We start from the raw sequence: 24608 nt of genomic DNA, 5'->3' as shown, positions 1-24608 counted from the left end.
TGCGAGATCAGGCCTGCCAGGCGGGTCAGATGGCAGTCAGATGCCGCCTGTAGGGCCCCGCTCGCGGGCTACGCCGATGGCCACCACGAGGGCCATGCCCCGGTGGCCGCAGGGGCCCCACACGTGGCGCCGGTCGTCGCCAGGCGGAGGGCGACGATGCTGTCCACGAGAGGCACCATCACGAGGACGACAGGCATGGCGACGAGCAGAGCTCCGCACGCAGGGGCCACTTCCGGCGAGCTCGCTGGGGCCCCTGACGTAAGCCCTGCAGAACCGCCAACATCATGCGGCCGGATCGAGCTGGCGGTCGACCGGCTGCGAACTTAGGTTCCGGCGTCCAGCACAGCGCCTGCGGCGCGGGCGGTGATCGCGGCTTCGTGACCTTCCGACCGATCGCCAATTTAGAGATGAATCGTCTCGGCACGTTTCGGCGGGTGCGAGGCGAGCACGCGCTCGACGCAGCGCCCGAGCTCGCCCTCCGCGGGCTCACCATCGATCTGCGTCTTCTCGCCAGGGACGATCGCTATCTCGAGCGACATCGGTCCGGGCGGTTTGCACTTCGCCAGAGCGCGCCGGAGGTTGAACACGCGCGCGGAGGCAGCCTCCTCACGGCGAGAGGCAACACGCGGCTCGTCGGCGTGCATCTCCACCAACACCTGCGCGTCGGGCTTCCACTCCGGCGGCGGAGTGGCCGGCGCCGTGGGTGAAGGCGCGGGCTCCGGTCGTGTCGCAGGCTCCGGGTCTACAGCCGTGGCGACAGGTAGCTCCGGACAGGCAGCCACCACCGGCGATGCCACGACCGCCATCGGGTCGGGATACGCGAACGAGATTGGCTCGGGTTGGACCGCGAGCCAGACCGGGACGACCAGCAGCGGCGCGAAGGTCTTGAGCCACCGCGTGCGTCTGCGTTGGTCGTGGAGGGCCGCGAGCATCTTGTGGATCGATCCATTCGATGGAGCCCGGAGATCCTCGAGCGCTTTGCGGATCGCGTCGGCCATCGACGCGGCGCTGTGGTGACGCCGCATGTGGATCTCGACCGCGCCGAGCAGCACGGCGCGCAGCTTCGGCGGCAGATCGAGCCGCTGCGCGACGGCAACAGGGTCCGAGTCGCGCGGATCGGGGAGCGCCTCGCCGGTGAGCATCGTGTACCAGAGTGCACCCACGGAGTAGATGTCGGCCCGGAAGTCTCCTGGGCTGCCGCGCAGACGTTCCGGGGCGATGAAGTACGGCGTCCCGAAGATCATCATCGGCACCGATTCGGGTGGCACGCCGAGCTTCAAACCCTCGGCCTCGGACATGCCCTCGACGACGTGCGCGTAGCCGAGGTCGGAGAGGCGGGCGCGTTCGTTACCGCCGATGGACTCGAGGATGCAGTTGTTGGGCGAGATGTCGCGGTGCGCGACGGCTCGCTCGTGGAGCGCCGCGAGCCCCGCGAGCACATCGCAGACGATCGAGGCGCTTCGCTCCCACGAGATGGGCCCGTCCTTGAGCACGTCCGCCAGCGACTTGCCTTCGACGAGCTCCATGGCGATAAAGTGGCGCCCGCCGCCACCCGGCGTCGTAGGCCGGGATCAGGTTCGGATGCCGGATCTGCGCGGCGAGCAGTCCCTCCTGCTTGAACCGCTGGACCTCGACCGCGTCGTCGTCGTGGTCGGGATGGAGCACCTTGAGCGCGAAGATCGCTCCTGTGTTCTTGCACGTCGCCGCGTAGATCGAGGCGGCGGCGCCGTAGCCGATCCGATAGTCGAGGTGGTATCGACCTCCGAGAGTCTCGCCGGTGAAGTCGTGGGCGATGCGCGGTCGGAAGCCCTGATCCGGTTCCGTGAACATGCTCAGAACTCCATCGTGAGGCGGAGGCCCGCCGGGCCAGGATGCACCGCGAAGCGGCGATCGGTGCGCCGTTGATGAGTATCGATCCCCAGCAGCGTCACGCCGGAGATGAACAGAGCGAGCGCCGGGACACCGAGGCCGAGCGCCAGGTCGTTGGCGCGTTCTCCCTGGCGTGTGAAGTCATGGAAGCGTTGCGCTTCCGCCTGAGGAATCATGGTGCCGGCGGGGTACGTGGCGTTCAAGCTGTCGACCTGCATGTCCATCGTGGCTCCCTTCACGAGCATGGCGATCGCCCCACCGCCGAGGGTCAGCCCGACGCCGAGCGTGGTCCATCCAGCGATACGGAGCGGGCGGTGCTCGCCGCTCGGGGTCAGACGGTCGGTCGTCGAGGTCGTCGCGGGACGCGCGGGCTGGACGACCACCGCTTGAGCGGGTGAGGCCGGAGGATCGGTCCTGGGCTTGCCGTCCGAACGACCGATAGCGACCAGGTCGTCCGCGGATCCCTCCGTGCACATGCCGGCGATCCGCGGCTCGATCTCTCGCAGGGCGTCAGCGACGCCCGCCCGATCTCCTGGGCGCTCGTTAGGCGGCAGGATGGCGAGCTGCGCCTCGAACGTTCGCAGTAGCGCGGCAGCGCTGCAGAGCGGTGCTACGTCGTTGCTGGCCTTGTGCGCCTTCTTGTAGAGGCGGACGGCGGAGAACGCGAGCAGAGAGCGCTGGTCGAACGATTGCGGGCCTTCTGGCACAGCTTCGAACGCTTGGCGGCAAGCGTCGCCTGCCTCGGCGTGCTCCCCCGCGGCCTTGCGTCGCTGGCATTCGGCCGCGTGTACCTGCCACGGCTCGGCGGAGGCCGGGGCCAGCAGCACCGCCAGGAACACGGGAAGAAGCATCATGACCGCGGATGGTACCGGATCTCCGCCAGGCAACACGCCACGTTTGCGTTTTCAGTGGGTAATTATCTCACATGCGGTTGCCCACCCCCGCCTGACACGGCGGGCGAACTTGCTCTACTGTGGCAGGCATGATCCGGACCGTGCGCCGCTCCCTGCTCGTGATCCATTCCGCCGCGTTGCTGACATCCGGGTGCTTCGACGGGGCGGATCTGGCGGCTTGCAGCATCTCCATGACCTACTGCGACGCGGACGCCGGGAGCACCGGAGATGGAGCAGACGGCACGTCCGGCAGCAGCTCGGGGCCCAGCATCATGACGTCCGACGCATTCACCGGGGGCGGCAGCGAGGACACGGACACCTCGGACGGCACCTGGACGTCGACGGGCGAGCCAAGCGATCCCCCGCCGTGGATCGAAGATCTCGCGTGCGATCCGCCGGAGGCGTTCGAGGTCGGGCCCACCGTCGTCACCTACAAGGCGAGCGCCGACGCGGTCGAGGCGGATCTTCTCGACGACGGCGTGGTGATCGCCACGGGCCCCGCGGGAGCGCCGTTCGTCTTCCCGGTTACGAGCGGCCCGACGAACAATCCGGGCAGCAACCTATCGGTCGTCGTGCGCGACGCGGCCGGTCAAACCGCGGAGGCGTCCATCTACCAGCCGAGCCTGATCAAGGAGCCGGGCAGCACGGTCTGGACCACCCTCGAGCCGAACGACGGCCAGTTCAGCAGCGGCGGGGCGGTCGCGCTGGACGGCAACAACGCCATCGGCGCCGGCGTCCGCTGGGAGAACAACCAGATCCTGGCCACCCTGCGCCGCTACGACAAGTCGGGCACGTGGATCGCCACGAGCGACGGATGGACCCAGCAGCACACCGACTGGACGCAGCGCGTGGAGCTGAAGACGGGGAACCTCGGCCTGAACGCGCTCGCGGTGGACGGCGAGGGCAACATCGTCGCGGTCGGCACGGCGCAGGTCGACGGCGAACCGCGGATGTACGTCGCGCGCTTCGGATCCGGCGGCGGTCTGATCTGGGAGGTGCTCGGGCCGATCGGGACCGAGGCGCGCGGCACTGGCATCACGAAGGACGGATCGATCTACGTCGCCGGGGCGGTGCGCGTGGCGAAGGGGCCCGACGTCTGGGACATGGCGACGTGGGTCTACGGCCCTGACAAGCAGGCGTTCGGCCCCGATATCTTCAAAGACGTGGAGGACGAGCTCGAGGAGCGCAGCGAGCGCGGACATGCGATCGCGGTGCTGGCGAGCGGCCGCGTCGCAGTAGCGGGCGGGCGTGAGGTGCGTGATCCTGTGACCAAGAAGCTCCATCTCCGGGGGGTTGTGCTGTCCTACGAGGGCAAAGGCAAGCGCGTCGGCGACTGGACATCGCCGGGCGACAAGATGGTGAACGACACGATCTTCGCGGCCGCGCCAGCCACGACTGGCGTCGTGCTCTGCGGATACGCGCAGAACGAGACCGACATCCCGACGAACAAGCCGCAGATCCTGATCCGCTGGCTGGGGGAGGATCTTTCGGAAGCGAAGGCCCCGCGCCTCGAAAGTACGCCCGGCGCGTCCACCTGCTATGGGATCGGCACGAACATGGAGGGCTCGACGATCGTCGGCGCGACCGTCCACGAGAACCTCGGCGGCGACAACGCTTGGATCTTCACGGTCGAAGATGCGGCCTCGCCCCGCGTGGACTACATGAAGCGCAACGGCATGTCGAATGGGCAGGACCGTGTACTCGGGCTGGCGTGCGAGTACATGTGCGCGTGGACCGGCTCGGAGGAGGTCGACGGCGCGGTGCAATGGATCATGGGGATGATCCGCGGCTGATGCTCACTGTGGCGGGATGAAGACCGAGCACTGCTCGAGGATCGTCCCCGCCATCTCCTGCATGAACGGGACGTAACTCGGCTCGCACATGCTGGCAAAGCGCCCATGCTTCCCCTCTTCGGCGAAGAGGCGCATCACGTTCGCGCCCGCCTCTGGGCCCTCGCACTTTGGGTCCGGCAGATCGCGATCGTGGGAAAACACGAGGGTGACGAGCGCGTCCTCGTTGCCCTGCTTGGCCTCGAGGACATCGGCGTACCACTCCGCCGGCGTCCCAGGCGTAAGGCCGTCCTCACCAGCCACGATCACGATCGCCAGGAGTGCATCAGGTCGCAGGAAGCCCTTGTTGCAGCCCCACTTGCTCAAGATCTCCGGCTCGAGCGCCTTGAGCATCGAGCGGGCGGCTTTGGGCTCCTTCGGCCCGGCGCCGAGTTTTGAAATGCAATCGAACGTGCCCTTGAGATCGGGATCGTCCCTGGTGATGAAGCGAGGCCCTTCTGCAGGCAGGCAGCGCGTGTTCGAGGCGTCGAAGTTCCCGACGATCGTCACTCCTGCGCCATAGACACCCGTGCACTCCTCGAAGATCTCGTTGCACGGGTAATCCGGTGGCCCATCCCACTGCGAGCAGCCCGGGCCTTCACACATCACCTGCGAGCAGGAGTAGCAGATGTCGCAGCTCGGGAGGAAGGGAAGCGAGGCATCGACGACCATCACATGGTAGTCGAAGTCGGCGAAGTCGGCCTCGAGGATCTTAACGAACTCCGGGAACGCCTCCTGGAGCTGGACCTGGTGGTATGACATCTCGTAGTTCGACGAGATCACGAACAGGAAGTCGATCTTGCCCTTGCAGCCGGGCGTGCTCGGGAAATCCGGGATCGACCCGACGTCGGAGACGCCGCTCATGCTCGTGCTGCTCGAGCCTGCCGTGCTGTCCTCACCGCCGGACCCAGAGCCCGTGCTCGTGCTCGTGCTCGTGCTGCTGGTGCCGCCGGAGCTGTCGGCGCCGCTCGTGCTGAGCGGGGGCATCGTCGTGCTCGGCGTGGTCGTGAAGCCGGTGGTCGCCGTCGAGTCGCCGCACGCGACCGCCAGGCTAGCGGCGGCGACTGGCGCGAGCAGACTTGGGCGCGGCATCGCGCGATCGTACCTTAGAGCGTGCGGCTGCGCCAGCCTGCGCGGCGAGCAGCTCTGCAATCTGCTCGAGCGACAGGCCCTCGGCCCGCTTGGCGGCGACGAAGCGCGCCTGTCCGAGCGCGCTCATTGGGAATCGATTAAACACCCCGCCGGGGCTGCCGAGCGAGATCTTGATCGGCCGTGGCAAGAGCCCAGCGTTGATCCACGCCGTGACGGTGCGGCGGGTGATGCCCGCGGCCTCCATGATGTCCGTGGTCGTGGCGAACGACGGGTCCAGCCGGCGGCGTTCGGTCATGGTTCGGCGAGGATACGCCGCCAGACGGTGTTCGCGCTACTTCCGGCCGGTGCTGCGCCCCTTGTCCTTCCGCGGCGGCGCCGCGGCCTTGCCGGCGATGCCCTGGCGCGCGTCGAGCTCGGCCAGCATCTCGAGGATCTCGTCCTGCGTGAAGCCGGCCGCCCGGCGCTGCGCGACGAAGCGGGCCCGCTCGACTGCCCACGCGGGGAAGCGGTTGAACACGCCGCCGACGGTGCCCTGCGATACCCGTATCGGCGTGGGCAGGAAGCCGCAAGCAACCCACGCCGCCACGGTCTTCCGCGTGATGCCGGCGGCGTTCATGATGTCTTCGGTCGTGGCGAACGACGGATCGAGGTTGCGTGGCGGCGGCGTCACGGTCCGCGGAGTGTACGCCAGGCGCGGCCCGGGGCATCAGGCCCAGGGCTGCAGCCGCGTCTCGAAGACCATGCAGTTGCCCTCCCCGAGCGGGATCGACCACACGACCACCGCCCCAGACTCGTAGCCGCGCTGAAGGCTCTCGGGGACGGCGCACGCCAGCACCCAGGCGAGGCTCGGGTTCAGGTGTTCGGCGATCCGCTCGACGATGTAGTCGTGCTTGGAGGGGTAGATGCCGCGGTAGCCGGCCTCGGCGGTCTCGAGGACCTTCGGCTCGGTCGTACGGAGCGCCAGCGCCAATCGCTCCCGGAAGTCCGCCGGTGCCCCGAGCGGAGGCGCCGGCACATCCTCCGTAGCGATGTCGACGTCGAGCTCGGCCGGCGAGTGCTGTGTCATGGCTGGGCCTCCCGCAGTGCGCGCGCGTCTCGGAGCCGCTCGGCCAGGTCCTCGGCAACGTACGTGTCGAGGACGATGAGGCCCGGCACAGCACGTGCGAGGACACCGAGCTCCTGGAGCTCCCGAGCCGCCTTCTTGCGGCGCTCCTGGTGCGCCGCGTACTCGGCGTTCTTGCGCACCAGGTTCTCCTCCTGGGCTTTGCGCGCGGCTGCCGCCTCCTCCACCCACGCCGCCACGTGGTCGCGCGCCCACTGCTTCGCGGTCTCGGTGTCGTCGAGGTCCGCGGCACGAACCTTCCCGGCGTACTTGACGGTGTAGCGCCCGTCGTCCTGCCGCACGACGTGGATCGTCCCGCCCATGTCCACTGTGCCGTCACGGTTGCGCATGGCGGGACCCGACGCCTTCCACCGGATCTTGGGCTGCGAGGCGAGAGCCTCTCCGGCAGCGACGGGTTTCATCGCCTCCCTCCCTTCTGCGCGACAGGCCTCGACACCGAGGTGGTGAACGTGGAGGAACGCGGCCGTGCGGCAGGCGCCGTCGCCGCCGGCCGGCCGGGGACCGGCATCGAGGAGGCGGAGGCAGGTTTGCCCGCACTGAACTCGAGGGACACGCCCGCAGCGCGCGCGAGCTGGCGGAGCTTCTGCATCGAGACCCCGAGCCGGGCCGCGCAGCTCTCCACGCTGGGCGCGGACTCGACGGCGTAGCGCACGAGTGCAGCGAGGTTGGCGGCGAGGTTTCGGTCCTCGCTGGAGAACAACAGACGGCCGGCAGGGGGGGCGGGTGACGGTAGGCGTGGAACCGATACGAGCCATGAGAACTCAATGTACTTTCAGTGGGAAATCAAACTATCCTCGAGCGACGCGCCCCGCAAGTGGCGCGCCGCCCCCGGGCCGGCTTACACTCCACGACCGTGACGCAGCCCCGCCGCCTGGACCCCGCGTTCGCCACGACCGAAGACATCGTGCGGGCGGCCGGCGTCACGCGCCGGACCGTGGCGGCGTGGGTGGCTCAGGGCCTCTTGCCAGCGCCGACGAAGGTCTCCCAGGGTTCGCCGGGCGGCGTGTTCAATCGCTTCCCCGCGTGGGCGGTCGAGCGCGCGCGCTATATCGCGCACCGCCGCGCGGCGGGGTTCACGACGGCCGAAGTGCTCGCCGCGTTGGCGGAGCGCGATGCAAATCAAGGGCGCGAGGGGAGCATCCCGATGCAGCAGCCCAGCGCTGCGAACGCGCCGCGTAGCTGAGGCCGTCCCCGGGAATGCGCCAAGTGCGCGCGATGTCCGGCCGGCCCCAAGTGCCGTACTCTCGCAGCCGCACGGAATGCCGACCAAGCGCGACCTCCTCGCCAAGCTCACCCGGGACGAGCTCCTCGCCCTCCTGGAGCACTTCCAGCTCACGGCCGACCGTCGCAGCCCTGCGGCCATGCTCGAGGCTATTGCCGCCTCCAAGAAGGCCAAGCTAGGCCCCATCCTCGAGAACTACTCGCGTGACCGTCTGCAGGAGCTCTGCCGCGACCTTGGCGTGGACAGCTCCGGCCGCGAGAGGGCGGTGCTCGCCGCGCGCCTCCTCGGCAAGGCGCCGGCCGAGGACGACCCGCCAGCCCCCGCGCGCCCGGCCCCGGCCCAGGGGCAACTTCCCCTGACCGCGCCGGCATCGCCTGCGCCGTCACCGCTGTCGCCGCGTCCCCAAGGCCCGCTCACGCTCCCGCAGCTCGAGCGCCACCTCTTCGCCGCCGCCGACATCCTGCGCGGCAAGATGGATGCCTCCGAGTTCAAGGAATACATCTTCGGGATGTTGTTCTTGAAGCGCTGCTCCGACGAGTTCGAGGCGCGCTACGAGCAGAACCTCGCCAAGGAGCTCGAGAAGGGCCGGACCCGGGCCGAGGCCGCCAAGCGCCTCGACAACGCCGCCTATTACACCGGCGCCGGCACCTTCTACGTCCCGCCGATCGCCCGCTGGACGTACATCCGCGACGAGCTGCACCACAACGTCGGTGACGGCCTCAACAAGGCCCTCGGCGCGCTCGAGCACGAGAACACCAGCCTCGAGGGCGTCGTCACTCACATCGACTTCAACCGCAAGGTCGGCCAGTCGAAGATCCCCGACGCCCGCCTGCGCGACCTCATCGACCATTTTTCCGAGCACCGCCTGCGCAACGAGGACTTCGAGTACCCCGATCTCCTCGGTGCCGCCTACGAGTATTTGATCCGCGACTTCGCCGACTCCGCCGGCAAGAAGGGCGGAGAGTTCTACACCCCGCGCTCCGTCGTCCGCCTGATGGTGCGGATCGCCCGGCCCGACGAGGGCATGAGCGTCTACGACCCCTGCTCGGGCTCGGGCGGCATGCTGGTGCTCGCGCGTGAGTACCTCGACGAGCACCGCCGCAACATCAAAAACCTCGCGCTCTACGGTCAGGAGTCGAACGGCGGCGTCTGGGCGATCTCCAAGATGAACATGCTTCTGCACGGCATCGCCGGCGCCGACGTGCAGAACGGCGACACCCTCGCCGAGCCCAAGCACACCGAGGGCGGCGAGCTGGTGCCCTTCGACCGCGTGCTCTCGAACCCTCCGTTCTCGCAGAACTACAGCGCGGCGAACATCCCGTTCCCCGAGCGCTTCCGCTTCGGCTGGTGCCCCGAGACCGGCAAGAAGGCGGACCTCATGTTCGTCCAGCACATGCTCGCGGTGCTCAAGCCCGGCGGCATGGCGGTGACGGTGATGCCCCACGGCGTGCTGTTCCGCGGCGGCAAGGAGCGGGAGATCCGCGCGGGGATCCTCGACGCCGACCAGCTCGACGCGGTGATCGGCCTCGGCCCCAACCTGTTCTACGGGACAGGCATTCCCGCCTGCATCCTGGTCCTCCGCGCCCCCGGCTCGAAGTCCCGCGAGCGCCGCGGCAAGGTGCTGTTCATCAACGCCGACCGCGAATACACCGAGGGCCGGGCCCAGAACTACCTCTACCCCGAGCACATCGAGAAGATCGTCCGCACCTGGGAGGAGTTCGCCGACGTGCCGGGCTTCGCCCGCGTGGTCGACCGCGCGGAGCTGCGCGACAACGCCGACAACCTCAACATCCGCCGCTACGCCGACAACGCGCCGCCGCCCGAGCCGCAGGACGTCCGCGCCCACCTGTTCGGCGGAGTGCCGCGCGCCGAGATCGCCGCGAAGCAGCCGCTGTTCGCCGCCCAGGGCCTCGACCCGCAGCGCTACTTCACGCCGTGCGACGCAGCCTACCTCGACTTCACCGCCAGCCTCGGTGAGCGGTCGGAACTGGCGCGGATGCTTCGCCAGGACGCCCGGGTGCTGGCCCGCCGCGAGCAACTGCTGAACGCGGTGTCGGGCTGGTGGACCGGCGCCTGCAAGACCCTGGGCGACTTGCCGAAGACCGGCGCGCCGATGGTCGCGCGCGAGAAGCTCCTGACCAGCTTCGAGGCCGCGCTGCGCCCGGTCGGCTCGCTCGACCGCTACCAGGTCGCCGGCGTGATCGCCTCGTGGTGGGAGGACGCGCAGAACGACATCCGCACGATCGCCAGCCGCGGCTTCTACGGCCTCGTCCTCGCCTGGGAGACCAGCATCCTCGCCGGACTCGAGGAGCCCCGCGGCAAAGACAGCCCGCTCGACCACCCACTCGTCACCCGCCTGCTCCCCGGCTACCTCAACGACCTCGCCGAGCTAGGCGCGAAGCGGGCCGAGCTCGAGGCGACGATCAAGGGCGCCACCGCCAGCGAGGGCGACGAGGACGCCGAGGAGAGCGAACCCGAGGAAGGCGAGGGCGAGGAGGCCCTGTCCGAGGAGCAGCTCAAGGCGCTCAAGAAACAGCTCGCCGACGCCAAGAAGGCGATCAAGACCGCCCAGGCGAACCTGACCTCGCGCCTGCGCGAAGCCTGCACCACCCTGTCTGGCGACAAGGCCCGCGACTTGGTGCTCGACATCCTCCGCGGCCATCTGGACGCGATCCTCGCTCGCTACGCCGACGCCGAGCTCCAGCGCGTCGTCGCAGCGTTCGAGACCTGGTGGGACAAGTACCGCGTGACGCTGACGAGCATCGAAGCCGACCGTGACGCAGCCAGCACGACCCTGCGCGGGTTCCTCGGGAGGCTCGGATATGTCTGATCGTCCGCTGGTTTCTCTCGACACGGTGGCTAGGCTGGTCACTGAAAAGACCGCTGGGTCAAAGGAGCTGACCCGCCCGTACGTTGGCCTGGAGCACATGAAAACGGACTCTCCAGATCTGCTCGGCTTCGGTAGTGCCGCCAATTCGATTAGCATCAATGGTATTTTCGAACAAGGCGACACTCTCTTCGGAAAACTCCGTCCAAACCTTCGCAAGACCGTCCTCGCACCATTCCCCGGCTACTGCTCCACCGACATCCTCATCCTGCGGCCCAACGCGGGCTACCTCCCCGGCTTCGTCGCGCGTTTGTTCCAGTCCGGGAACGTGTTCTCCCGCGCGATCCAGACGTCCATCGGAACGAAGATGCCGAGAACATCGTGGACGTCAATGCGTCGTCTGCCGGTGTACGCGCCCTCCTGTGACGAACAGGCACTCATTTCCGAGTTCGTCGATCAGCTCGACGAGCAAGTCCGAAAAACCGAGCACCTCGTTGCCAAGCTCAAGTTGGTGAAGCAGGGGCTGCTCCACGACCTGCTGACTCGCGGCATCGACGACAACGGCGAACTCCGAGGTCTCGACCGCCACCCTGAACAGTTCAAGGACTCCCCCCTCGGCTGCATCCCCAAGAGTTGGGAAACACCCCTGCTGGGCACCGTCGCCAAAATCCGCTCTGGAACCACTCCCTCGCGTGATATCGGTCAGTTTTGGTCTCGGGGATCGATCCCGTGGGTCAAGACGGCAGAGATCTGCTTCGCACCGATTTATACGACAGAAGAGAAGGTTACCGAGATCGCTCTGCACAGCACATCCCTTGACCTGTTCCCACCGACGACGGTCTTGATCGCTATGTACGGGCAAGGTGCCACACGGGGTCGATGCGGTATTCTGCAGATCTCCGCGACCATCAACCAGGCTTGTGCCGCGATCCAGGGCAATCCGCAAATTGTGGACCAGAACTTTCTTTTCCAGCTACTCTGTGCCAAGTACGAACATCTCCGAGGACTGGGGCACGGATCTCAGCAAACAAACTTGAGTTCATCTCTGCTCACGCAGGTGCGGTTGCCCTTCCCGCCACTGGCGGAGCAACGCGTTATAAACAGTGTCGTCAGTCAAGTGGACTCAAGGATCGAGACTGAAACCGGCAGCGCGGCCAAGCTTCGGCTGCTCAAGCAGGCCCTGATGGACGACTTGCTCACCGGCCGCGTCCGCGTCACCCCGCTCTTGGAAGGGAATTTTTGAAAGAACATGAGCCGAGGTCCCGAGTACGTCGAAGTTGAAGCGCCCTTCCTCGATCAGCTCGCCTGCCTCGGCTGGAAGGTGATCGTCGGCCACGATGAGGAGCCGACCGTCACCGGCCGCGAAAGCTTTCGCGACGTCTTTATTAAATCCGACCTGCGAAAGGCCCTACGGCAGATCAACCTCCGCGACGGCGCTCCGTGGCTCGACGACGCCCGACTCGCCCAGGCCGTCAGCGCCCTCGAGCGGATCGCCACCCCGCGGCTCATGGAGGGCAACCAGGACGCCACCCGGCTGCTCTTGGAGGGCCACCCGGTCGACGGCCTCCCGGACTGGGACTTCGGCCGCGCGCAGACGGTCCACTTCATCGACTGGAAGCACCCCGAGCGCAACACCTTCACGGCCGTCCAGCAGTTCCGCGTCGACTGTCCCGGAGGACAGGCCAAGCGCTGCATTATCCCGGACATCGCCCTCTTTATTAATGGGATCCCCGTCGTCATCGTCGAGTGCAAGAGCCCGGGCGTCAACTCGCCGCTCGAGCAGGCGATCGACCAGCTCCGCCGCTACCACAACGGCCGCAAGGCCGCAGGCGAGACCGACCTGAACGAGGGCAACGAGCGGCTCTTCTACACCAACCAATTCCTCATCGCTACCTGTCGTGACAGCGCGCGCGTCGGCACGATCGGAGCCGACGCCCCGGACTACCTCGAGTGGAAGGACACCGCCCCGGTTTCGCTCGACGACGTGCGGGCCGAGCTCGGCGGCAAGGCCAAGCTGAACAGCCAGGAGCGCTTGGTGGCTGGCATGCTGCGCCCGGCCCACCTCCTCGACATCATCCGCCACTTCACGATCTTCAAGCAGAGCGAAGGCCGCACGATCAAGCTCGTCGCCCGCTACCAGCAGTTCCGCGCCGTCCACCGCGCCCTCGAGCGCATCCAGCACGGCAAGACCCGCCGCCAGGACGGCGAGCACGATCGCCGCGGCGGCATCATCTGGCACACGCAGGGCTCGGGCAAGAGCCTCACCATGGTCTTCCTCGTCCGCAAGCTGCGCTCGCTGGAGGTCCTGCGGCGCTTCAAGGTCGTCGTCGTCACGGACCGCAAGGACCTCGAGCGCCAGCTCTCCGACACCGCCGGCCTCTCCGGCGAGACTGTGCAGGTCGGCAAGTCCGTCAAGCGCGTCAAGGAGCTGCTGCGCAAGCGAGGCCCTGGCCTCGTGTTTGCGATGATCCAGAAGTACACGGACCCCGACCTCGAGCAGCTCAAGCCCGGCGACGACGTCGGCGACCTCGGCCTGCTCAACGACGACGAGGCGATCCTTGTCCTCGTCGACGAGGCGCACCGCTCGCACACCAACACGCTGCACGCGCACCTGCTGCAGGCCCTCCCAAACGCCGCGCGGATCGGCTTCACCGGCACGCCGATCATCATGGGCGCGAAGAAGCGCACCACCGAGATCTTCGGCCCCGAGATCGATCGCTACACGATCCGCGAGTCCGAGTCCGACGGCGCCACCGTCCCGATCCTCTACGAGGGCCGCACCGCCGATGGCGCCGTCGCTGACGGCCGCGACCTCGACCAGGTCTTTGAAGATATGTTTGCCGAGCACAGCGAGGCCGAGCTCGAGCAGATCAAGCGCAAGTACGCCACCAGCGGCGCGATCCTCGAGGCGCCGAAGCTGATCGAGGCCAAGGCGCGCGACATCCTCCGTCACTACGTGCAGCACGTCCTACCCGCGGGCCTCAAGGCCCAGGTCGTGGCCTACTCGCGCCGCGCCGCCGTCACCTACCAGGCCGCTCTCGTCGCCGCCCGTGACGAGCTCCTGCGCGACGCCCGGGCGCTCGATCCCGCGACGCGCGCCCTCGACGACGTCGATCTCGCCAGCAAGCCCGCCAAGATCCGCGCCGCCGCCTACGCCGCGCGGGTGGAGGCGTTGCTGGCCGAGCTCCAGTTTGCGGCCGTCATCTCCCCGAGCAACAACGACCTCCCGGAATACAAGGAGTGGACCGACTCCGCCAAGGTCATCGAGCGGATCGCCCGCTTCAAGCGACCCTTCACGCACAAGGACCCGGCCAAGCGCGACCCGCTCGCCTTCCTGGCCGTGAAGTCGATGCTGCTGACCGGCTTCGACGCCCCGGTCGAGGGCGTCATGTACCTCGACCGCTCGTTGCGCGAGGCCGATCTGCTGCAGGCGCTGGCCCGCGTCAATCGCACGTACAAGGCCAAGAAGGCCGGCCTGATCGTCGATTACTACGGAGTCGCCCGCCACCTCAAGGAAGCGCTCAGCGCCTATGACGTCGCCGACATCGACGGCGCCCTGCAGAGCGTGGCCGACGAAGTCCCGAAGCTCGCCACCCAGCATGCCCGGGTGATGGCGATCTTCACCAGCCGCGGTCTCGACCCGCGCACTCAGACAGACGATTGCGTGCACCTGCTGCGCGACGAACGGCTGCGCGCCGAGTTCGCCGTCAAGCTGCGTCAATTCCTCGCCACCTACGACTTCGTCCTCCCACGCCCCGCGGCGCTGCCCTACGTCCGCGACGTCGAGCTGCTCGCCGAGCTCTACACCCGCGCGCAGCGTCTGTACCGCGATGACGCCCTCGAGCTCAGCGAGGCGATCGGCCGCAAGGTCCAGCGCCTCATCGACGAGCACATCGTCTCTCTCGGCATCGACCCCAAGATCCCGCCGATCTCGATCACCGACGCCAAGTTCGCCGAGCATGTCGCCCGGCAGGTCTCGCCGCGTGCCAAGGCGTCCGAGATGGAGCACGCGATCCGGCACCACATCCGCAAGAACCTCGACCAGGATCCGGTCCACTTCCAGCGCCTCTCCGAGCGCCTCGAGGAGATCCTGGAGAAGTTCGGCGAGAACTGGGAACAGCTCGCCCTGGCGCTCAGCGAATTCGTCGAGCAGGTCCGCCGCGGGCGTGACGCCCAGCCCGGCGTCGAGGGGATCGACCCGCGGCTGCACGCCCCCTTCCTCGACCTGCTGCGACAAGCGCGCGAGCAGGAGACGCCGGTCTCCACCGGCGATCTGCGCTGGCTCGCGGGCCTGTGTGTCCAGCTCGTCGAGCACATCCGCGAGCGCGTGCGCATGGTCGGCTTCTGGAAGAACGCCTCGTATCAGGAAGAGCTGCGCGGCCAGATCTTCATGTTCCTCGACGAACACTCGATCGTCGACATCGACGCGGCCGAGCGTCTCGCCGACCGCCTGATGGAGCTGGCCAAGGCCAACCACGACCGGCTCGCCGCGACATGAGCACGCTGACCGTCGACGACCTCGAGTTCGAGTTGCGTCTCAGCCCGCGCCGGCGCAGCGTCCAGATCACCGTCGATCGCGGTGGCGAGCTCGTCCTCATCGCCCCCGAGCAGTGCTCGCGCGACATCATCGAGTCGTTCGTCCGCTCGCGCCGAATGTGGATCTTCACCAAGCTGGCCGAGAAGGAGGCGCTCCGCCACCCCGCGCCGGCCAAGCAGTTCGTCGACGGGGAGGGCCTCCGCTACCTCGGCCGCAGCTACCGCCTGCTCTTCGTCGAGAAGCAGGACGTCCCTGTCAAGCTCACCGGCGGCCGGTTCTGCCTGCGCCGCCGCGACGCCGCCCACGCCCGCGAGGACATGGTCGCTTGGTACACCGCTCACGGCCAGGCGTGGCTGTCCGCGCGCCTCACCCGCTTCTGCGCGCGCGTCGGCGTGATCGTCGAGGAGCTTCGCGTCCAGGACCTCGGCTACCGCTGGGGCTCCTGCGGCCGCCGCGGCGCTGTCAACTTCCACTGGAAGACCATCCTCCTGCCGCCGCGGATCATCGACTACATCCTCGTCCACGAGCTCGTCCACATCCACGAGCCCCATCATACTCCGGCATTCTGGGCGCGCCTGGAGCGCGTCCTGCCCGACTACCCGGCGCGCAAGCAGTGGCTCGCCGACCACGGGCAGATCGAGACGAGCTGGTGAGCCTCGCCTTGGGCGCTTCGGAGTAGTCCTCGAGCACTGCCGCGTCAGTACGGGTTAGCCCGAATCAGGCGGCCAAGTTGCACGGACGGTTGTCCCAGGCGCGCAGGGGGTTGCCCAGGACGTTGGGCAGGGGCGAGACGGGCGCCGGCGTCGACGCTGTGGGTCTTGAGCTGGAGACCGCCGGGCGCGAAGGTGTTCGTCTCGGCGACGTTGTTCCTGGCGTCCCTGACCTCGAGAGTGTTGCCCTCGATGTCGAGCGTGGTGCGGGTCTCGAACTTTTGCGGGAGGTCGTTGTGCCACACGCGGGCGCCGTCCTGCCGGACGTAGACGAGGTCGGTGGTGCCGCTGCCGTCGATGTCGCCGAGGCGGATTCGGTCGGCGCGGAAGCGATCGGGGCGGTCGAAAATGGGAGCGACGAGTTGGCGGTCGTAGCGGCAATAGCCGCGGTGGAACTGCCGCAACACGGGAGCGGATGCCGGTGGAAGCCCCGCGTGCGGCCGCCAACTGGCGCGACTGAGGAAGCGGTCGCCGTTAAGGTCGACGAGCCGAGTGGCCCTCAGAAGGCGGTGGATGGCGCTCTCGGCCGTTTGTGATTTTCTGCACGATGGAGACGGCGTCTTGGTCGAGGTTTCCGTGCTTTGCTTCCAGTATGTTTCCGCCAGATGGCCCGAAACGCGCACTTGACAAAATACTGCTGCTCGTGCTTACGCTCGGTCTCGCCTGCGTTTGCCAGGACCACAATCCTGTCGGCACGACGCGCGGCAGAGTGGAGACAAACTCCAGGTACCTGGAGTATTACTGGTCTCGGGGCCGAGTCCCTCCTTCCGGAGCATGCCCGCATCCCAATTCCGAATCTAAGTGGGTTCTGACAGCGGATATCGGGATTTTCCACGAGGTGGATGCATGGGGCAGGCCCATCCATTACCGTATGGGGCCCGACGAAGACTTCCAAGTGCGCTCGGATGGACCCGACGGCGTCGCCGATACACCCGACGACATCGTCGCCTCCCTTGCTAAGAGCTTTCACTGCTGGAACGGGGAGGGCTTCATCCTCCCCTCATCGAGATGATTTGGACGATTGGCTCTTGATTTCCGATTCGATCCGGTGGAGGTACTCCCTATGTGCGGGGTAGTCCTCCATATTGCGTGACAGACCGTCAAGAATTTTACGATCGATGAAGTCTTTCATCTCTGGAGTGAGATCCTTTGCCGAGTACACCTGGCTGCCGCCGTGGAATTCGTACGGTGCCGCTGCGACCGTTTTCTGCATCCACGCCCCCGCCTTCTTGACGTAATCACGCGCCACCTCAATTCGCCCGACACGAAGCGCGTCGAGGGCGAGGCGAAGTTCATTGACAGCCTTGAGCACGTTTGAGACTCTGCCTCCTGCGTAGGAAGCCACGGCCTCCTGAAAAAGCCGGTATGGGTCCGTCCCCTTGGATCCATCCTTCAACGTGACCCCCGTGTAGTGTTTTATCCCTGTCTCAATGAACTGCGCGAACTCCGGGTCGCCTGCTTCGAGATCAAGTAGCGCGTGGGTAGACTCGTGATAGAGCGTCTCAATGTCGGCGGCCGGGACTACGCCGTTGGGGCCTTTAAGAACGGCGTCCGTCCTCTGGCCAGAGTCCAATACGTCCTCGGTGAGGAACATCGCGTTGATCTCCGTACTGGTCTTGTTACCTTCGCCGAAGGCCCTGAAGGCCGTGTAATTCTGTTGCACCTTCTCCAGCATTCGTACAGGTAGGCCTAGGCGTTTCATCGCGTCGATGGAGCGCTTGAGCCGGCGGTTCTCGGTCAGGTCAATGTCGACTCGTATCGCCGACCCGAGCTCACTCCCGAGCGCAGCGGGCGCGGCGGCGATCACGTCGGGGGCTGCGCCGATCATTTTCGTCGCGCGGTTCAGTTCGGAGAACTGATGCTCCGGTTCGCCCGCCGGACGGCCCAACGCCGAGTCGACCATTGCGCGCGCCGTTACGGAGGCGCGCGTCAGTAAGTCTGGTTCGGCGCTCATTCCGCCACGGTCCATCAGTTTCACCGGATTTGCACGGGCATACGTGAATCTCGCAGGTCCGTCGCTAAGCCCGGCGGGATCCGCTGTTGCCCACCTGGCGAGCCAAGGCGTGTAGTAGCGTGCGCCGTGGTACGCGAGGCCGGTCTCTTCGTCGCGTTCCTGGCCGGTGTAGCGGTAGCGTTTGGCGCTGACCTCGATGGCGCTGTTGGCGGCGCGGTAGCTGCTGGTGCCGTAGGGGTGGAACTCCTCGTAGCTGATGACCTCGGCGGCGTCGTCGAGCTCGAGGTTGGCGGTGCCGAGGTGGTTGCTGTACTGGTAGCGGGCGACGTTGGCCGGGGTGACGACGGGCGCCCCACTGTCGACGGTCTTGGTCTCGATGAGGCAGACGCGGCCGTGGTCGTCGTGGACGTGGAGGGTCTCGCGCTCAAGGTCGAGGTCGTTCGTCGTGTTGATGTTCTTGTGTTCGCGGTAGGTCTCCCAGCTGCCGAAGTAGAGGCGCTGGCGGGTGGTCGAGTTCGACTGGTTGACGGTGACCTTGCGGACGCGCTGGCCGGCGCCGTCGTAGACGTAGTAGGTGATGCCGCCGCCGATGGCGTCGCTGCTGTGCAGGCGATCGTCGTCGTCCCAGGTGAGGCCCCCGGGGATGGTGGGCATGGCAGTCATGTTGCCGTGGTCGTCGTGCTCGTACTCGACGGAGTAGTTCTCGGGATCGTCGAAGTCGTCGGCGGGGAGGCTGGTGCGCAGGAGGCGGTTGCCGGCTGAAGCGTAGAGGTATCCGCGGCGCCAGGCAATCTGCTCGACGTCGTCGACGAGGACGCGGTGAGCCATCTGGGTGATGTTGCCGACTGGGTCGTAGGTGTAGACCTGCCTGTAGTTGCGCTGGGCCTGGGTGTCCTGCGGATGCGCAATGGGCGCGAAGCCGTCGGCGGTGGGCATGGGGAGCGCGTCGTGCTCGCGACCGGTGGCCTCGACGAGGCGGTAGGTCGGGTCGTAGCGGAACGTCTGGGTCGGGTCGACATAGGCGTTGTCGAAGAAGACGCCCTGCTGAGCCTGGTCGCGGATCTGGGCGATGTTGCCCGAGGGGTCGTAGTGGTAGCGCAGGTCCTGGACGGTGCGCAGGTCGGGGTCGGTGTGCGGGCGCTCGGTGTGAATGCGAGTGACGCGGAAATTCTTGGGGTCGTATTCGTAGTCAGTGGCCGAGCCGTTGCCGTACTCGATGAGGAGGCGCTGGCCGCGGGCGTTGTAGTCGATGTTGGTGACGATGTTCGTGGCCGTGACGGCGCCGCGGACGTTGACGGCGACGGACTGCAGCATGCCGCCGAGACCGAAGGTCTGGGTGGTGACGCTGGCGTCGGGCGTGGTCTGAGTGCGGACGCGGCTGAGGGCGTCGTAGGTCCAGGATGTCGTGAAGGTCTCGGCCTCGAGCAGGGGCGCGGCGGCGGCGTGGATGAGGGCCGGGTCGGTCAGGGTGGCGAGGTCGATCCAGTCGGGCGTGGTCTTGTACTCCTCGGCGAGGCGGCGCTCGGTGGCGAGGAGGTTGCCTTTAAAATCGTAGGCGAGGCTGGTGAGGACGCCGGCGCTGTCGTAGACGCGGTAGACCTGGCCGCGGTGGTTGGTGGCGTCGGCGCTGATGCCGAGGCCCTCGCCATAGACGATGCGCTGCTGCAGCACCTCGGGGTCGGCCGCGTGCTTGAGATAGGCGTGCGTCGGGCGATTGAGGGCGTCGTAGGTCCAGCGGCGGTCGTTCTGCCGGCTGTCCCAGGCGCGCAGGGGGTTGCCCAGAGCGTTGGGCAGGGCGAGACGGGTGCCAGCGTCGACGCTATGGGTCTTGAGCTGGAGACCGCCGGGCGCGAAGGTGTTGGTCTCGGCGGTGTTGCCCCGGGCATCCTTGACCTCAAGGGTGTTGCCCTCGATGTCGAGCTTGATGCGGGTCGCGAACTTCTGCGGGTCGTCGTTCTCGTCGAGGCCGTTGTCGGCGATGACGAGGAAGGGACGGCCGAGGTTGTCGAGCAGTGTTGTGGTGGGGGTGCCGTCGTGTGGCTCGGCGTGGAGGGCGGCGTACTTCTCGCCGTCGTTGTGCGGCGTGCCGCCGACGAGGGCGGCGCGCTCGGCGTACCAGTCGCTGGCGAGGACGTTGTCGTTGGCGTCGTGCGCGACCTGCTGCCACGGCGTGAAGGACACTTTAATAAGAGTCCCATCGGGCAGGTCGGTGCGGACCATGCGGCCGAGCGGGTCGTAGTGGATGAAGGGGGTGACGCCCCATTCGACGAGCTCCTGTTCGTCGGTGTACGCAGGGCTCGAGTCGAAGAAGGGTTCGTACTGCTTGACGGGGTTGCCCTTGTTGTCGACGATGACGCGGCCGTTGCCGACCCAGCGCGGGTTCGGGGTGGTGTCCTCGAACACGAGGTCGCCGCCGTCGAACACGAGGTCGCCGTTGCCGTCGCGCTTGGGCGCGAGGCCGGGCTCGGCCTGGGCCTTTTGTAAGACGACCTGGCCGAGGCCGCCGGAGTAGGCGTAGCTGTGCTGGAAGGCGAGGTTGCCGGCGCCGTGGTTCTCGCGGACGATCGTGTGGACGACCGACGGGATGACCGCGAGGTCGTACTCGATCTCCACGGTCGGGTCGGTCAGCGTGTCGCCGTCGCTGTCGCCGGCCTTGCCCATCACGGCCGTCTTGATGACCATGCCGAGGGCGTCGAAGGCGACGGCTTGGCGGTTACCGTTGGGGTCGGTGACGAGGTCGGGGGCGAGGAGGCGGTAGTCGTTGTGAGCGCTGAGCGTGTTGCCGAGAGCGTCCTCGGCGGCCTCGATCAGGAGGCTGTGGGCGTCGTGCGTGAAGGTGGTCGCGTTGCCGAAGATGTCGCGCGACTCGGTGACGCGGTAGAAGTTGGCGGCGTCGAAGAGGACGCGGCCGCTCGGGCGCCACCACAGGCCGTCGTCCTCGCGGTAGCCGCCCTCGGTGTCGAGGGCGAGGCCCGTGAGCTCGCCGTTCAGGAAAACCGCGTCGAGGTGGTCCTGGGTGAAGGCGAGGGTCAAGGTCTCGTAGGGCAGGGCGCGGAGGCCACATTGCCCGAGAGACAGGCGGGAGGCGAGGTCGTCGGAATAATAATAGATCTGGGCGCGCGAGAGCAGGCGCTTCTGGGTGCCCACGGGGACCGGGCCTTGATAGGGGACCTCGGTGGCGGCGTCGGCGTGGGCGAGCAGTTCGGCGTGGGTGAAGGGATCGGCGGGGTCGCCCGCGAGGCCGTGGAGCTCGTAGGTGCGGAGCTCGACCGGGACGCCGAGGCGATAGGTGTCGGGCTGGTCGTGGACGTTGAGGAGGTCGGACTCGGTGAGGACGATGCTGGTGACGAGCTGCTCGGCTTCAGCGCCGAGGAGGACGGGCTTCTTGTAGGCGACGCTGACCGAGCGGACGGGGTTGCCGAAGTCGTCGACCTCGAGCACGGCCGACTGCGAGACCCGCGGATCGACAGGGTTGCGCTCATAATGATAGGAGAGCGACTCGCGGTCGTGGACGAGGAAGGCGGCGTGCTCCTGGTCGCCGCGAGGTTGCAGGAGGCGGACGGCGAAGTTGGCCTCGGAGACGGTGTAGGGGTGGATTTGCTCCTCGGTGCCGTCGCGGCCGTAGACCTCGACGCGGAGGGCACGGCCGCGGAGGGCTCGCACGGCCTCGCGAGCCTCGACCGGGGTGAGGCCGTCGGGGATCAGGGTCTCGGGCAGGTCGACGGCGACGCCGGCGGGGTTCTCGAGCGTCTTGTCGCTGTAGTACTCGCTGGCGTAGCAGTGCGCGAGGCTGGTGCCGCCGAGGTAGGCGCCGGTGTGGTACCAGGTTTTGGTCAAGACCGGCGGGCTGTGCAATTCCTCGTCGACGATCTGGTGACCGGTCGGGAACAGCCTGGGAGAATTGTAGTCAGCCCAGGACTCGGTGTCCTCGGTCTCGACCATGCCGAAGCCGCGGAACTCGCGCTCGGGGCCGTCGAAGTAGCCGTGGTGGTAGCGGTACCTTTGGACAAAGGTGTGGCCGGTGACGTGATCGCGGACCTCGACGCGCTCGATGACGTGGGTGGGGAACGGGAGGCGGGTCTTCCACGGCCGACCGGCGGCGCGGTCCTCGAGATAGAACCTGGTCGATGGGGCATATTCGACCCGGGTCTCGGCGCCCATATTGTTCTTGGACGAGAGCATCAAATAGGGCTTGCCCGCCGACATGAGGTCGACGAAGGCGATATGCGTGCCCTGGCGATGCGGCAGGTCGGTCGACCAGACGAGCGCGGCGGTGCCCTTTCCCAGGATGTCGGCGAGCTGGACGGACGAGAGGCTGTCGACCGGCGGGATGTCGACCTGGACGGCGCTTGAAAAGCTGTTGCCGGCCTGGTTGTGCCACACGCGGGCGCCGTCCTGGCGGACGTAGACGAGGTCGGTGGTGCCGCTGCCGTCGATGTCGCCGATCCGCAGGCGATCGGCGCGGAAGCGGTCGGGGCGGTCGAACACGGGGGCGCCGCGCATGCCGATCTGGCGGCCGAAGCGGCCGTAGCCGAGGTTGGGCCAGTAGACGACGGAGCCGTTGCGGACGCGGACGATGTCGGCGAGACCGTCGCCGGTCATGTCGGTGAAATAGATGGCCTGCTGCGGGTCGGTCCAGATCAGCTGGGGGCCGACTCGCTCGTCGCGCGGACGCGAGAGGACGCGCGGCTCGCCGTAACCATTGTGGCCCTCGGAGGGGTACCAGATGAATCGATTGTCCTCGCAGACGAGGATGTCCGCGAGGCCATCTCCGTTGATATCGAGGAGCTGGACGTTGGGGGCGCCGAGGTCGATGTTGGGGATCGCGCGGAAGCTGCGAAACGATTGCCAGTCCTCGGCCGCGACGCCGCACATCGGGAGCGGGCGCTCGTAGAAGCCGGGCGCGGGGCCGGAGAAGCTGGTGAGGCTGAGGGCGCCGTCGCCGTTGAGGTCGAGGAGGCGCTGGCTGCCGAGGCGAGCGTTGCTCGGCAGGCTCGGCAGGCTGCGCAGCGGGCCGAAGGTGCCGTTTCCCTCGTTGCGCTTGTAATACCAGTGGCCGGCCTGCTCGGTGAGGAGGCCGGGCAAACCCTCGCCGTCGAGGTCGACGAGCTCGAAGCGGCCGCCCAGAGCGCCCGGGACGTCTTTTAAAGTGTCGGCGTCGACGAGGCGGAGGGTCGGATCGATCTGCGCGGCGCTGTAGGTGAACTCGACCGGCGGGTAGGCCTTGTGGGAATAGGCGCCGCTGGAATAGACATAGCCACGGTGCCTGGCGGCGGTCAGGAGCGTGGCGGTCGGGTTCTCGGAATAGGTGAGCTCGGTGGCGGCGACGAGGTACGGATCGACGGGCAGCTCCTCGAAATGGTGGAGCATGAGGATCCGCCGGCACAGCCGCCGGGTGCGGATGTCGAAGCAGCCGCGGAAATTTGAGAAGGTGTCGGGGCGGGCGGGCCAGGTGCCGGTCTCGACGCCGTAAGCGTCGTGCTCGCCGTAGTCGAGGAGGACCTCGAAGTGCCAGCCGCCTTCGAAGTACGGCGTGGCGTTGCCGTAATAGATGCGCTTGAGGTAGCGCTGGGCCTGGACCTGGGTGACGGCGAGGCGCTCGTGCTCCTCGAGGCTCTCGAGGTCGACGTCGGCGAGGTCCTCCTGCTTGTAGACGAAGCGGACGAGGTTGCCGCGGTCGTCGGCCGTCTGGTCGATGAGCCAGGTGAAGATCCGCGCGGGATTGGCCGGGTCGGCGATCCGGGTTTCCGGGGTGGTGCCGTAGGTGCTGCGCACGTTGTCGCGCGACCAGGTGCGCCAGTGGACGTCGCCGGTGCCGAGGTGGACCCAGCGCTCGATGCGGGCGAAGCCGGCCTCGACGCGGGGACGATAGCCGTGGACGCGGTGGCCGTCTTGTGTGAAGACCTTGCGCGTCCACTCGCCGCCGTCTTGCTCGAGCAGCGGGACGAGGTCCTCGGCGTCGGAGATGAGGAAGGTGTCGGCCTCGGTCGCGTCGTCGTAGGTCGGCAAGCCCTTGTCGGTCTTGCGCGAGATCGATGCGACCGAGAGCTGCCAGCCCATGCCGAACGGGCCGTTGCCGGCGCCGGTGCTGTAGCCGAGGGCGAGGGTCGGAGAGAGGCCCCGACCCGGCGAGACGGCGATCGGAATGCTCATACCGCCGCTGCCGCTGAAGGCGTTGGCCTCGAACTTGTCGCCGATGTTTTTTAAGGCGCCGCCCCCCTTGGGTAGGGAGATCGAGGGAGCGAGCTGGGACGGGTTCGGCGCCGCGGGGGCGGGGGATTGCGAACTCTGCACACCCACGCCGGCGGAGGCGGCCGCGCCGGGGCCTTCGCGGGTGTCTTGCGATCTGTTGGTGATTGCGGGAGAGGCCCCAGGGCCGGCGCGGTGGCCGCTGGGACGGGCCGCGCTGTCCGTGGGCTGATCGCCGCTCTTCCGCGTTGGCGAGGAATCGGCCATGCGGCCGCCGGAGACATCATTGTCGCGCTTCATTGCCATGACTCCACCCTCCCCTGCTCGTCACTGATTGGACCGGGTCCATCTTGTGACTGACGA

General features: G+C 67.5%; 15 protein-coding genes. 6 read left to right on the top strand and 9 right to left on the bottom strand.

Annotated features, from left to right (window positions below; translation table 11 throughout):
* Window positions 1-401 precede the first annotated feature (401 nt).
* Window positions 402-1532 carry a protein kinase gene (locus OV090_RS25160; protein ID WP_267707154.1) on the bottom strand — a complete coding sequence of 377 codons (1131 nt, stop codon included), beginning with the start codon at window positions 1530-1532 and terminating at the stop codon, window positions 402-404.
* Between the two features lie 300 nt (window positions 1533-1832).
* Window positions 1833-2708 (bottom strand): hypothetical protein, encoded by an 876-nt coding sequence (locus OV090_RS25155; RefSeq protein WP_267707022.1) that lies wholly within the window; start codon window positions 2706-2708, stop codon window positions 1833-1835.
* A gap of 143 nt (window positions 2709-2851) precedes the next feature.
* Between OV090_RS25155 and OV090_RS25150 the strand changes: the two genes are divergently transcribed.
* Window positions 2852-4555: a hypothetical protein gene (locus OV090_RS25150; protein WP_267707020.1), complete on the top strand. Its 1704-nt coding sequence runs from the start codon at window positions 2852-2854 to the stop codon at window positions 4553-4555.
* Window positions 4556-4558: 3 nt separating this feature from the next.
* On the opposite strand, the gene OV090_RS25145 is transcribed toward OV090_RS25150, so the two are convergent.
* The 5 genes from OV090_RS25145 to OV090_RS25125 are packed head-to-tail and all read right to left on the bottom strand — an operon-like array spanning window position 4559 to window position 7207.
* Complete coding sequence (locus OV090_RS25145) at window positions 4559-5683, bottom strand: hypothetical protein (RefSeq protein WP_267707018.1); 1125 nt, start codon at window positions 5681-5683, stop codon at window positions 4559-4561.
* The gene (locus tag OV090_RS25140) at window positions 5643-5978 is read right to left on the bottom strand and encodes a MerR family transcriptional regulator (protein ID WP_267687087.1); all 336 of its coding nucleotides are present in this window, start codon (window positions 5976-5978) and stop codon (window positions 5643-5645) included. The genes OV090_RS25145 and OV090_RS25140 overlap by 41 nt, the downstream gene beginning before the upstream one ends.
* 36 nt (window positions 5979-6014) lie before the next feature.
* The gene (locus tag OV090_RS25135; protein WP_267707016.1) at window positions 6015-6353 is read right to left on the bottom strand and encodes a hypothetical protein; all 339 of its coding nucleotides are present in this window, start codon (window positions 6351-6353) and stop codon (window positions 6015-6017) included.
* Window positions 6354-6389: 36 nt separating this feature from the next.
* The gene (locus tag OV090_RS25130) at window positions 6390-6749 is read right to left on the bottom strand and encodes a hypothetical protein (protein ID WP_267707014.1); all 360 of its coding nucleotides are present in this window, start codon (window positions 6747-6749) and stop codon (window positions 6390-6392) included.
* Complete coding sequence (locus tag OV090_RS25125; RefSeq protein ID WP_267707012.1) at window positions 6746-7207, bottom strand: hypothetical protein; 462 nt, start codon at window positions 7205-7207, stop codon at window positions 6746-6748. The genes OV090_RS25130 and OV090_RS25125 overlap by 4 nt, the downstream gene beginning before the upstream one ends.
* A 452-nt stretch (window positions 7208-7659) precedes the next feature.
* Between OV090_RS25125 and OV090_RS25120 the strand changes: the two genes are divergently transcribed.
* The 5 genes from OV090_RS25120 (at window position 7660) to OV090_RS25100 (ending at window position 16045) form a co-directional block, all read left to right on the top strand.
* Complete coding sequence (locus OV090_RS25120) at window positions 7660-7989, top strand: MerR family transcriptional regulator (RefSeq protein ID WP_267707010.1); 330 nt, start codon at window positions 7660-7662, stop codon at window positions 7987-7989.
* A gap of 76 nt (window positions 7990-8065) precedes the next feature.
* Complete coding sequence (locus tag OV090_RS25115) at window positions 8066-10858, top strand: class I SAM-dependent DNA methyltransferase (protein WP_267707008.1); 2793 nt, start codon at window positions 8066-8068, stop codon at window positions 10856-10858.
* Window positions 10851-12098, top strand: a complete 1248-nt coding sequence (locus OV090_RS25110; RefSeq protein ID WP_267707006.1) for a restriction endonuclease subunit S — start codon at window positions 10851-10853, stop codon at window positions 12096-12098. Before OV090_RS25115 ends, OV090_RS25110 begins: the two co-directional genes overlap by 8 nt.
* Window positions 12099-12104: 6 nt before the next feature.
* A complete protein-coding gene (locus tag OV090_RS25105) occupies window positions 12105-15353 on the top strand; it encodes a type I restriction endonuclease subunit R (RefSeq protein WP_267707004.1) in 3249 nt (1082 codons plus the stop codon).
* Window positions 15350-16045, top strand: coding sequence for a SprT family zinc-dependent metalloprotease (locus OV090_RS25100; RefSeq protein WP_267707002.1), 696 nt, complete (start codon window positions 15350-15352; stop codon window positions 16043-16045). Before OV090_RS25105 ends, OV090_RS25100 begins: the two co-directional genes overlap by 4 nt.
* A 44-nt stretch (window positions 16046-16089) precedes the next feature.
* On the opposite strand, the gene OV090_RS25095 is transcribed toward OV090_RS25100, so the two are convergent.
* On the bottom strand, window positions 16090-16509 hold the full coding sequence (locus OV090_RS25095; protein ID WP_267707000.1) for a hypothetical protein: 420 nt from the start codon (window positions 16507-16509) through the stop codon (window positions 16090-16092).
* Between the two features lie 593 nt (window positions 16510-17102).
* Window positions 17103-24356 carry a SpvB/TcaC N-terminal domain-containing protein gene (locus OV090_RS25090; protein ID WP_267706998.1) on the bottom strand — a complete coding sequence of 2418 codons (7254 nt, stop codon included), beginning with the start codon at window positions 24354-24356 and terminating at the stop codon, window positions 17103-17105.
* Window positions 24357-24608: the final 252 nt, after the last annotated feature.

Source organism: Nannocystis sp. RBIL2 (genome assembly GCF_026626745.1).
In the GTDB taxonomy this organism is placed as follows: Bacteria; Myxococcota_A; Polyangia; order Nannocystales; family Nannocystaceae; genus Nannocystis.
The sequence above is the reverse complement of the archived record's forward strand: the minus strand, read 5'-3'. Positions and strand labels throughout refer to the sequence as shown.

What these genes read in the sequence shown, in the direction of transcription:
- OV090_RS25115 (WP_267707008.1), top strand. Translation starts at nt 8,066, where the DNA reads ATGCCGACCAAGCGCGACCTCCTCGCCAAGCTCACCCGGGACGAGCTC.
- OV090_RS25125 (WP_267707012.1), bottom strand. Translation starts at nt 7,207, where the DNA reads ATGAAACCCGTCGCTGCCGGAGAGGCTCTCGCCTCGCAGCCCAAGATC.
- OV090_RS25100 (WP_267707002.1), top strand. Translation starts at nt 15,350, where the DNA reads ATGAGCACGCTGACCGTCGACGACCTCGAGTTCGAGTTGCGTCTCAGC.
- OV090_RS25145 (WP_267707018.1), bottom strand. Translation starts at nt 5,683, where the DNA reads ATGCCGCGCCCAAGTCTGCTCGCGCCAGTCGCCGCCGCTAGCCTGGCG.
- OV090_RS25130 (WP_267707014.1), bottom strand. Translation starts at nt 6,749, where the DNA reads ATGACACAGCACTCGCCGGCCGAGCTCGACGTCGACATCGCTACGGAG.
- OV090_RS25105 (WP_267707004.1), top strand. Translation starts at nt 12,105, where the DNA reads ATGAGCCGAGGTCCCGAGTACGTCGAAGTTGAAGCGCCCTTCCTCGAT.
- OV090_RS25110 (WP_267707006.1), top strand. Translation starts at nt 10,851, where the DNA reads ATGTCTGATCGTCCGCTGGTTTCTCTCGACACGGTGGCTAGGCTGGTC.
- OV090_RS25150 (WP_267707020.1), top strand. Translation starts at nt 2,852, where the DNA reads ATGATCCGGACCGTGCGCCGCTCCCTGCTCGTGATCCATTCCGCCGCG.
- OV090_RS25140 (WP_267687087.1), bottom strand. Translation starts at nt 5,978, where the DNA reads ATGACCGAACGCCGCCGGCTGGACCCGTCGTTCGCCACGACCACGGAC.